Source organism: Moorena sp. SIO3H5 (assembly GCF_010692395.1).
GTDB lineage: Bacteria > Cyanobacteriota > Cyanobacteriia > Cyanobacteriales > Coleofasciculaceae > Moorena.
Window position 1 is genome coordinate 1 of record NZ_JAAHHS010000279.1, and the last position, 10,244, is coordinate 10,244.

A 10,244-nucleotide genomic window follows, 5' to 3' on the forward strand; every position below is an offset into this window, starting at 1 on the left:
GCGACCCAAGCCCCCGAGCAATACCTCGCGGACTTGGGTCGCACCTGTAGAATGGGCATCAGGGGTGGAACTGGCATCAGGGGTAGAACTGGCATCAGGGGTAGAACTGGCATCAGGCGTAGAACTGGCATCAGGCGTAGAACTGGCATCTTGCCAGTTTCAATATATTTTCGTGCGGGCAGGATGCCCACTCTACTCCTATTCAGCGCGAAGATTCAGCAACGCCATAAATTTTAGCTAAGTTTTCAACAATCCCAATTTCTCCTGCAGAGCGTGACGCATAATTTCCACTGGCGGAGTTTGTCCTAACCACATTTTGAAAGCGGCTGCTCCCTGTTGCACCAGCATTTCCAATCCATCAATTGCGATCGCGCCCTGTTCTTTGGCTTGTCGTAAAAACTGAGTGGGATTAGGAGTATAAATCAAGTCATAAGCGATCGCATTTTCCGGCAACCTGGCCATGGCTAGCTGATCCACAGGAGACTGCTCGACCTTGGGATACATTCCCACCGGAGTAGCATTAACCAACAAATTGGCTTGGGCCAGGAGTTCCGGTAGTTGTTCCCAAGGATGAGTATGAATAGTAATAGCAAGGTCAGAATTAATCCAGCTGTCCTGAAATTTACCTAACTTTTCCTGATTGCGGCCAAGCACATGAATCTCAGTACAACCGAGCTCAGCACAACCGACTACTACAGCTCGTGCTGCACCACCACACCCCAAAATGACTACAGTAGTTTGACTCCAATCCCGGTTATACCCTTGCAACGGGGAGATAAATCCTTCGATATCGGTATTCGTACCAATCCAACCCTGATCGGTGCGATAAACAGTATTCACTGCTCCCACCCCTTGAGCCACTGTTGAAATTTCCGACAACAAAGGGATGATAGTCTGTTTGTGGGGAATAGTGATACTGAAGCCCACTAGACCAATCGCCTCAAAACCAGCGATCGCATTTTTCAAATCTGCTGATTTTACCGGTAAAGCTAGGTAGACATAATCGAGATCCAAGGATGCGATCGCTCGGTTATGCATCAGTGGTGATAACGAATGTTCCACTGGATCACCAATCACACCCAGTAACTTTGTTGTTCCTGTTATTTGCACCATCACCCACGTTCTACGCACATAACTTTGAATTTTAATAGCGAAATAGTTAATATTTGCGAAATTGCTCAATTTTTCAATATTTCTTATTAACTATTTTTTATTAAGTCTTATTAATATTGCTGCCTTCCGTTGATAATTAGTTAACAATTCCTTGACAATTAACCATCAACGGTCAACAACACTTACCCCAAGCATCACATTTGAATGAACTGTAATTTTTTTCATCCTGGCTAAAATAGATCATATCGAGCCAATTCTAGTGGCAATTATCATACCAATTAACTAGGCAGCAACGCCATGAACCCAGGTGGTATTCAAAAGAGTGGAGCCATGAATTCAATCACTTGTATGATATGTGAGCAAATCAATCCCAGTCGGGCAAGTTTTTGCTCTCGTTGTGGTGCCTCTCTATCTCCTTCCAGTACCAGTCCCCTAGAGACTAATCTAGAGCATACTAATCTAGACAATTCATTAGACCATAGTAATCTAGACCATAGATTAGAGACTGGAAGCCGATTACGCGATCGCTACATAATTCAGCGCACCTTAGGACAAGGGGGATTTGGCAAAACCTACCTGGCCAAAGACACTGGACGCTTTAATGAACTAGTAACCCTCAAAGAGCTGACTCCAAGAAACCAGGGCACCCAACCCATTGAAAAAGCCGAAGAACTATTTCAAAGGGAAGCAACCATGCTGCATAAGCTTTCATCCCCCCAAATTCCAAGATTCTGGGAATTTTTTCGGGATGGCAAACGGTTGTTTCTCGTCCAAGACTACATTGAAGGAAAAACCTATCAAACCTTACTTGAAGAACGAGTAAGTAAAGGGCAACGGTTCAGCGAAACCGAAATTATCCAACTGTTTCAGCAATTGCTCCCGGTCTTAAGCTACCTGCACCAATTAGGCATAATTCACCGGGATATTGCTCCAGACAATATTATCCGTCGTGCTTCCGATGGAGTACCAGTATTAATTGACTTGGGTGGTGTCAAACAAATTGCTCTAGAAGTGAATACTCCTGTAACGAGTGGGCAAAACTCTGCCATCTACGCTGGTGGGACTTGTCTAGGTAAAGTTGGCTATGCACCTGATGAACAGCTACGCCTAGGGATTGCTGCTCCCCATAGTGACCTGTATGCTTTGGGAGTAACAGCACTAGTACTGATGACTGGTAAACAGCCCCAGGAACTGGTTGATCCTTATACCCTCAACTGGCGAACTGAAGAAGAAGTAACTTTATCCCCAGAGTTTAATAGCATCCTATCTCGTTTGCTAGCATCCCAACCCTCTGAGCGATTCCAATCTGCTCAAGAGGTTCTAAACCTAATCGGAACCGATTATTCTGATGATTCTAAAGTTAGAGAAACAGAAATTAAGGGTACTGTAGCTGTAACTCCCCAGTCTAAATCCTACCCACCACCAACTCCCATCAATAATTCCGGTTGTAAGCAAGTGTTTAACGAATCTGTGCCGGTGCCAGCAGAGATTCAAGGCTGGAACTGGGGTGCTTTTTGTCTACCAGGTTTGTGGTGTGTCACCAATCAAGTTTGGATTGGACTGATTGCCTGGACGGATCTATCCTTAGTGACTGGATTTCTGGCTTGGCCAGTGATGGGGATTATTTTGGGCATCAAGGGCAATGAGTGGGCATGGAAAAGTCGCCGTTGGAAGAGTATCAAAGCCTTTAAGCGCCATCAACGGGGTTGGGCGCTCACATCCTTCGTCATTATTGCTATCATAGTTACCCTACTATTTTTATTTTTAGAGCTGATTCGTAAACTCGCACTAAACCTTTTAGGATAAGGCTTGCGTCAACATAGAGCAATTGAACTATTTAATAGCTAAAATACAATCATAGCAAGGCTTTAATACTTATTAAGATTTACTTTACGAATTAGCTCTTAGTATTGTTTATTGGGATAACCTCCCTAGTGCCGTTGTGAATCACCTATTGCTCAACAGTAGCGTCGGTGTTTTTATTGCGTTCCATGCTAGTTCCAGGTTAAGCCCAGGGGCATTTATATCATTACCTAAAGGAGAAGAAACATGACTAGCTTTCCTGCCTGGACTCAAATAATTATCACCATGTCCGAATCCCAAGTTTTTTACACAGAAGAAGTAACAGGCTATGACAGCATAAGCTTGGTTTTACCTGGAAAGCCCTTCGATCTCAGTCTTTCCTTAGATACCTATGAAGACGCGATCGAGATAATTTTTGAAATTTATCCAGACCAAAATGCTTACCGATTAAATATGCGGAACAAGCAGGAAGGAGTAGACCTCCAACAGAAAAGTACTGAAGAAAATTTAGATTTAACTGGATTAGACGCACGCCCAATTGGAACCTACAGTGATTTTTGCCGACATTTAGAAGAATTGTATGGAGTAGCTCAAGAAGTAGGTTGGTAATGGTAAGATAATAGCTATCAGCGAACAGCGATTAGCGCTACGCGCTAATCGCTTTTAAATAAAGAGGTAAGCATTTGTTTAATCGTGCGTTAGTTCACAGCGTCGTTCGCACAGCGTGGCCATAGGCCAAAGCCTGTGCCACAAAGCTGTTGCCCTAGCGTGGCCATAGGCCAAAAACTTTTATCCATACTTTCACTTCTCATTAATCTATCAATATTAAATTCTCCGGAAAGAGGTTTATTTTAAGCTGACTGCTGAACGCGCACGCGTGAGCTTTTAGCTCACCTCTGACTGCTTACCTACACTAATTACCTACACTAATTACCTACACTAATTACCTACACTAATTACTAGGTTTTACAGCTTGTATATTGACAATTTATCTAACCTGATATACAATACCATGGGCAATTTATAAAAGTCCATGGTATAAACAACAATTGTCGATCGGATGAGCAAGACCTTATTAAGTTACCGACCCAAAGAAATCCTACTTACCCATCAGCAGTTAGCACTATTTTCAGGAGTTAGAACTATTTTTAGATTAGGAGCAGCCAGTTTACTAACTATCAGCTTACTAGGTAGTGCTTGTGCAATGGCTAGCCAAGACGATCTAGATTCTGAACAGCTCCATGGTAATAAAACCGAAACCGGTAATCACCATAGTAAAGAGATGGAGCATAATCACCATAATCACAAGGCTGGCAGCAGTAGCAACCATGGTGAAGGTATGGGTCATCATCATGGCACCATGGAAATTCCTTCTGGTCAACCTGTTCCAGATGTTGACCTAGTGGTGTATCCAGATCCGATGACGGGATGGAATTTAGAAATAAAGGTTTCTAACTTCCAATTTTCTCCCAAGAATGCTAGCAAAGCCCATCAACCAGGAGAAGGACATGGACATCTATACATCAATGGCAAAAAAATTAACAGGATTTATAGCAATTGGTACCATATTGGCAAGCTTGAACCTGGTAGAAATGAAATCAAGGTTACCTTAAATTCCAACAATCATCAGGATTTAGTTCATAATGGCGAAATGATTTCAGATACTGAAATTATCGAGGTGATCTCGAATAATTAGAGGCTATTACGTACTTGTTATGCTAGATCGCAAGTCTGGCAATAGGGAGCAGGGGGCAGGGAAGCGGTAAAACAAGATAAGTGTTTTATCCCACTACTTCCATAAATTCTTGTGATATCAGAAGCTACAAAACCTGAATTTACCCACAACTGAAGGGAAGTGTATGGTTTTGTGGCTATGTTTTCTCGATATTTGTGGTGGCTACGAGAGTGGCTCGGAGTCCACGCCTATCGTAAGCATCCCTTATTGCTGCTACCTTCCGGTCCTGACAAGGTTTGGGCGTTGCGATCGCGTCGATCCGAACCACATATTATAATAGCATGAATTTTTCAAAATGGGAAGGAAGATCAATCGTCTTGATCTATTTCGCGAATATCCCCACCCCGTAATAGCATGAAGAGCTTACACAGTGGGGCATACCCACTTTAACCATAAATTTACCAGTGCCGCGAGGGGTAACTTGAACAATGGGATATTGACCATAGTCAGTATCATAGTCAACGGTTTGGCCATTGTTATCATACAGACCTAGGTCAATATCGAGACAAGCATCATCACAAAAACTTACTAAGGTATAAGATTTACCAGCTTCTAGCTCCAGGGTAAATGCATCGACTTGGTTCCGGGAAAGTCTATTTACTACCGGTCGATGAGTTGGCATATACTCGCTGTTTCTTAAATACTTTGCTGCTGCGATTAATTTAGTTTCAACTTGACCCTGACGAGGAGAGCTAGCCAAACCAGCAGTGGGGGTGAATAGTAAGCTACTAGCTAGGAGAGCTAGGCCATTCCGAACTATCTTAGTATTAATCATATACAATAGCAATAAGGGTTTGAATTAATGTTGACTTAAGAGTGATTTTTAGTTATTCCAATTATTAGCAATGCCTGTAACGAATAAATATTACCTTTTGGTAATTGATAATTGGATTACGATTACCGATGGCTCCAAAAATATATATTATGTTGCAGGCTTAAATTCGCCACGGGTCGCACCTCTAGAATACCAATCTAGTAATCTTAGTCTCACTCAGGGTTGATTAGTGCTTGTTGTGCCAATCCCAAATCACTTATGTGCGCGCCTCCTAGGCTGGGGAATCCGGCCTTTGGTCGCAACTGTAGATGCACACACAGCCTTTTCAAACGAGTAGCAGATTCTTGGGTAGTCAATAGGATTCACTATTAACAATTATCACTAGAATCTTGATTCCTAAATAGCTCCTCTAGGTTGCTTATGTTATGATTATCGGAGACTAATGTATGGGATAACGTATACGAATGTCTAACTTATGTATGATTACACTCAAAGATGATCAATCTGGCAGGTAATTTAGGATTAGCTATTAGCCATTCCATAAGCTGATAGCTTATACCTGAGCAATAAGTTCGATTAAACTGACGATACTTAAACAAAAAAATACTCCGCTGGTGAGCGAAGTAAGTAAGGTAAATTAGAAATTATAAGCTTTGCTGAACTCAGGAATGATATGAATTAGACTTGGCTAGTTAGCCAATAGTGAATTAGCAATTATCCATTACCGGAAATAATCCCATTAATCAGCAACGCCAAAGATTAAAGCTTGGTGCCGCACTCAGGACAAAAATTGTTAGTTGCTACATTCTTGGCACCACAGTTACTGCAATAGATTAGCTCCGTAGGGTTCTTGATGATTGGTTTTTCTGGTAAACCGATCATTTGGGCATTACTCTTACCAGGGGCTACCATTGGGTAACAATTCTCGTCTTTGGTGACATGAACATCTAACAAGACAGGACCATCGTAGGCTAGCATTTGTGCGATCGCATCCTGTAGTTCATCCCGACTAGTAACTATCATGCCCTTAACCCCGTAGGCCTGAGCCAGTTGCACAAAATCCGGCATCCCGACTTCCATATTTGAAGAGGAATAACGCTGCCCAAAGAAGGCTTGTTGCCACTGGCGCACCATGCCCTGCCAACCGTTGTTAATAATCACAGTTTTAACATTGATGCCATATTGGGCGAGGGTACCCAGTTCCTGGATATTCATCTGAATACTAGCATCACCAGCAATACAAATCACTTGCTGATCGGGTAATGCTACTTGGACTCCCATGGCTGCTGGCATGCCATAGCCCATAGTTCCCAATCCCCCACTGGAAATCCACTGGCGCGGTCCATTATTAAGAAATTGGGCTGCCCACATCTGATGTTGACCGACATCCGTGGTGTAGTAAGCTTTAGGTGCTTGACGCCCTACCTCTACAATCACTTCTTGGGGAGATAGACTATCGGGGTATTCAGGCACCTGCAAGGGATAGTCCTGACGCCAACGGTTAATCCGTGCGAGCCACTCCTGGGTTTGATTAGGTTCTGCTGAGATATTCATTTCCTGGTAACGGCGCAACATATCTTGCAAAACCCGACGCACATCCCCTACAATCGGTACTTGGGGATAGCGGTTTTTACCCACCTCAGCGGGATCAATGTCGATGTGAATGACTTGAGCGTGAGAGGCAAACTGATCTAGTTTCCCGGTCACCCGGTCATCAAATCGCGCCCCTACAGCAATCAGCAGGTCACACTCACTAACAGCAAAGTTAGCATAGGCAGTGCCATGCATCCCCAGCATTTTTAGCGATAAGGGATGGGATTCATCAAATGCTCCCTTACCCATCAACGTGGTAGTTACCGGAATTTGGAAGATTTCTGCTAGTTGGCGCAGTTCGTCATGGGCACCAGCAGCAATGGTTCCACCACCAACGTAAAGCAGGGGTCGTCGTGCTTGCCGAATTAAATTTAGGGCTTGGTTAATTTGGCGGGGATTGCCTTTTAGTGTGGGACGATAGCCCACCAACTTGAGTTGATTAGCTTCCAGAGGTACGTAGTCACATTCCTCTAAACCCACGTCTTTGGGTATGTCAATCAGGACTGGTCCAGGACGTCCGGTGCTAGCGATGTGGAAAGCTTCAGCAACAATCCGCGCCATATCAGCAGGGTCACGCACCACATAAGAGTGTTTGACAACGGGCAAAGTAATCCCATAGATATCGGTTTCCTGGAAGGCATCAGAACCAATGGCAGGACGGGCGACTTGACCGGTTACACAGATTAGAGGAATTGAGTCCATGTGAGCGGTAGCTATACCGGTAACTAGGTTAGTGGCTCCCGGACCAGATGTAGCAAAACACACACCGACTTTGCCTGTAGCACGGGCATAACCATCAGCAGCGTGGGATGCTCCTTGCTCGTGTCGGACTAGGATGTGCTGTATTTTACCAGCATCTTCCCAGTGGTATAGTTCGTCATAGATAGGTAGAATTGCTCCACCGGGATAGCCGAAGATATGGGTCACACCGTGACGGTGGAGACTATCCATTAGAGCAAATGCTCCTGTGCGGCGAGTGGGGGTAGTTGATGAGCCTGGGGTTGTTGAGATTACTTGGGATTGCACGCTTATCACCTCTAGTGGTAGATCAGGTCCTTCGGTGCGACCTGTGGGGAATTAAATTCGCCAAGGTCAATAACACCTATGCTGTTAATGGTGTTAGATTGCTGATAATAGCTGAGCAGAATTTTAGAATAACTGTTAATTATACACTATGGGTTTTGTGTTTCAGTTTACTCTTAATATATGGAACTGTCCAGACAACTTGGCAGTATTTTTACTTTCAGCACTCTGGTTCTAGTTATAAGCTAGAAGCATAAAATATATAAATCAGTCTACGATTGTATGCCAGTGGTAACTCTAACTAGTTATGCTTTAGGAAAAATTTATAATCTAATTTTTAGTATTATTTTTTTTGTAGTGCTAAATAATTTCAACTGGCATCAAGTTTGAAATTTATCTTTGAGGAAATCGGGAATCGGGAATCGGGAATCGGGAATAGTAATACTATTTGATTATTTCAATACACTTAAAAATAATTTATATAAATTACAATATTTTTTTACTGGTAATATATTTTAGGTTAAACTAGATCAAGTATGACATTTTAAACACTAAAAAAATAGGAGCGAAGCCTTGGGATAAAGCTAAACACTCCACACTATATTTTATGTTCAAACGTTTCGCGATAATTAGCAGAAAAACACCGACTAAGTTAGGAAAGTTTTAGGAAAGTTGCTCGACGCTCTACCTAAGGGTCAAAACAACCCTTAGGTCGTCTAAAAAACTTAATCAGCAGTGACGGGTAATTGGGTTTTTCCAGAAAGCAAGGCTTTGGTTGTTGATTCTCCTGCTTGTTGCAATTGTCGTCCTAGGTTTACGTTCAATAACGTTAGGGCTAGGGACTGACCAATGATGGCCAAGAAAACACTTCCATTAGCATAGGGCAAAACACCCCAATGAAATACCGAAAATAGCCATATAGCAGGAGTCTCATAGGGAGTCATCGACCCAATCCAGAACAGCATGGGGGGTAAGAAAATCAATCCTCCTACCGCTATTACTGCACTAGCGGCTCGCTTCTTTGTTTTCATCAACAGCATTAACTGAGCAACTGTGGCGTAAATCATGATCAGACTGCTATTGAGCAACAGTGTCAACAGGGCAGTTATCTTGTAATCATTGGCAGGCCAAAGTAATATCCACGTCAGCAACATCGCAGATGCGATCGCACAATTTATTGCCACTGCCACCACAGCTGGACTTTTGTCACCCCAGATTAAGTCAGCTATCAGCCCTCCTTTTTTGCGGAAAGTCCGATCCTGATGTCGGTAACGGGCCCAATCTTGTAAGGTTTGTCGATGGGGGCTCAAGGCAGCAATCAGAGCTAGAAACAGCACAACATTGAACACCAGCAGCATCTGTGAATTCTGTTCTAAGCCATGGGTATAACCACGCCAGTTTTTGACTTGAGGGTTGAGGGCAAATCCTAACATCGCTGCTTCAAAGCTAGCGGTCAGCCAGTAACTCTGTTGCTTGTTAATCAGGGTAGCCTTAGGGTTATGGAAGCAACGATTTAGCCCTTGCCCAAACCAGTAGCTCCCAACACCGTAGTTGAGGACAATAAAACCAGCCATAGTCCAGAAACTGGTACCGATATGGATACCAAACCAGCGCAAATCTTGGAAACTACGCTCAACAGGATAAAAACTATTCGGATCAAACGAATTAGAATCAATCAGGTACGGTAAGACAATGGTGGGATTAAACAAAGTCAGCCAGTCGGCTGGGTAATGGCTGACACCAGCGTTATCAATCACCATGGTCGTGATCCACAAGAAGATGAGTACAGCACCTGCACCTATCCAAGCTTGGAAACCTCCCAGAAATCTGCCAAATAAACCAAATAGTAGGGCCATACTATAGCAAAACAGGCAACTGGTACCGATAACGGTGTAAAATCCTAAAAGCTCAATCAACGGGATTTGACCAGCAATAGCTGCCCAAAAATGCAATGGTAAGGCGAAACCAACTGCTAGATAAAGCAATGCTGGTACCCCCAGTAGTTTGCCACCTAGGATGCTCCGGCTTGACTGAGGTGCCAGGCGCAGAAAGTTCAAGGTGCCACGACTTTCTTCTTTGGAGAGGTCACTGATTAGCATATAGGTGCCAACCACCAACAAACTGAAGATCCCGATAAGACTCAGGCAAACAAATACATCTTGCCCCCCTAGCGGCCAGTTACTCTCCCCCCCTCCGCACCCA

8 protein-coding genes and 1 other RNA gene are annotated in these 10,244 nt (G+C 43.5%); 4 read left to right on the top strand and 5 right to left on the bottom strand.

Going from position 1 to position 10,244, the window contains the following annotated elements; translation table 11 throughout:
- Positions 1 to 241, top strand: a 241-nt coding sequence (locus tag F6K52_RS24980) for a hypothetical protein (protein WP_293084397.1), incomplete at its 5' end; no start/stop codon positions are given.
- Here F6K52_RS24980 and F6K52_RS24985 read toward each other — a convergent pair.
- Positions 238 to 1,113, bottom strand: a complete 876-nt coding sequence (locus F6K52_RS24985) for a shikimate dehydrogenase (protein ID WP_293084420.1) — start codon at positions 1,111 to 1,113, stop codon at positions 238 to 240. The two genes, F6K52_RS24980 and F6K52_RS24985, sit on opposite strands and share 4 nt — an antisense overlap.
- 330 nt (positions 1,114 to 1,443) lie before the next feature.
- On the opposite strand from F6K52_RS24985, the gene F6K52_RS24990 reads away from it, so the two are divergent.
- The 3 genes from F6K52_RS24990 to F6K52_RS25000 all read left to right on the top strand — a co-directional run bounded on the left by F6K52_RS24990 (position 1,444) and on the right by F6K52_RS25000 (position 4,612).
- Positions 1,444 to 2,919 carry a serine/threonine-protein kinase gene (locus tag F6K52_RS24990; RefSeq protein ID WP_293084400.1) on the top strand — a complete coding sequence of 492 codons (1,476 nt, stop codon included), beginning with the start codon at positions 1,444 to 1,446 and terminating at the stop codon, positions 2,917 to 2,919.
- A 243-nt stretch (positions 2,920 to 3,162) separates the two neighbouring features.
- Positions 3,163 to 3,525: a hypothetical protein gene (locus F6K52_RS24995; protein ID WP_293084403.1), complete on the top strand. Its 363-nt coding sequence runs from the start codon at positions 3,163 to 3,165 to the stop codon at positions 3,523 to 3,525.
- Positions 3,526 to 3,976: 451 nt separating this feature from the next.
- Entirely contained in the window at positions 3,977 to 4,612 is a 636-nt protein-coding gene (locus F6K52_RS25000) for a hypothetical protein (RefSeq protein WP_293084406.1), read from the top strand.
- Between the two features lie 208 nt (positions 4,613 to 4,820).
- On the opposite strand, the gene ffs is transcribed toward F6K52_RS25000, so the two are convergent.
- The 4 genes from ffs to F6K52_RS25020 form a co-directional block, all read right to left on the bottom strand.
- Positions 4,821 to 4,917: signal recognition particle sRNA small type (gene ffs, locus F6K52_RS25005), an RNA gene on the bottom strand.
- A 56-nt stretch (positions 4,918 to 4,973) separates the two neighbouring features.
- Positions 4,974 to 5,426 (bottom strand): hypothetical protein, encoded by a 453-nt coding sequence (locus F6K52_RS25010; protein WP_293084410.1) that lies wholly within the window; start codon positions 5,424 to 5,426, stop codon positions 4,974 to 4,976.
- Positions 5,427 to 6,185: 759 nt separating this feature from the next.
- Positions 6,186 to 8,045, bottom strand: a complete 1,860-nt coding sequence (gene ilvB, locus F6K52_RS25015) for a biosynthetic-type acetolactate synthase large subunit (protein WP_293084414.1) — start codon at positions 8,043 to 8,045, stop codon at positions 6,186 to 6,188.
- Between the two features lie 722 nt (positions 8,046 to 8,767).
- On the bottom strand, positions 8,768 to 10,244 hold a 1,477-nt coding region (locus F6K52_RS25020; protein ID WP_293084417.1), incomplete at its 5' end, for an ABC transporter permease.